Consider the following 407-nt stretch of genomic DNA (forward strand, 5'->3'; position numbering starts at 1 on the left):
CGCTATGCCCATGTGGAAACCGTGGCGTTCGATTACGGCCAGCGCCACCGCATCGAGCTGGATGCGCGCCTGAATGTGCTGCGCGACATCCGCGCGCGTTTTCCGCAATGGGCGCCGCGACTGGGCGAAGACCATCTGCTGGACCTGAAGGTGCTGGGCCAGGTGGGCGACACCGCCATGACCAGCGACCGCGCCATCGAGATGCAGGCCAATGGCCTGCCCAACACCTTCGTGCCCGGCCGCAACCTGCTGTTCCTGACGCTGGCGGCCGCGCTGGGCTACCGGCGCCAGCTGGACGTGCTGGTGGGCGGCACCGTGCTCGCGATCGCCGGCTATCTCGCGACGGTGCTGATCCGCCGCAACCGGCGCGTCGTCGAGCCTGGCATCGATCGCTCGCTGCGCGACGC

1 protein-coding gene is annotated in these 407 nt (G+C 69.3%); it reads left to right on the forward strand.

What is annotated here, in order from left to right:
* Positions 1 to 407 (forward strand): 7-cyano-7-deazaguanine synthase (locus tag SB751_RS28375; RefSeq protein ID WP_410748836.1); only part of this gene is annotated, 407 nt, incomplete at both ends.

The organism is Cupriavidus sp. SIMBA_020 (assembly GCF_046535395.1).
In the GTDB taxonomy this organism is placed as follows: Bacteria; Pseudomonadota; Gammaproteobacteria; order Burkholderiales; family Burkholderiaceae; genus Cupriavidus; species Cupriavidus campinensis.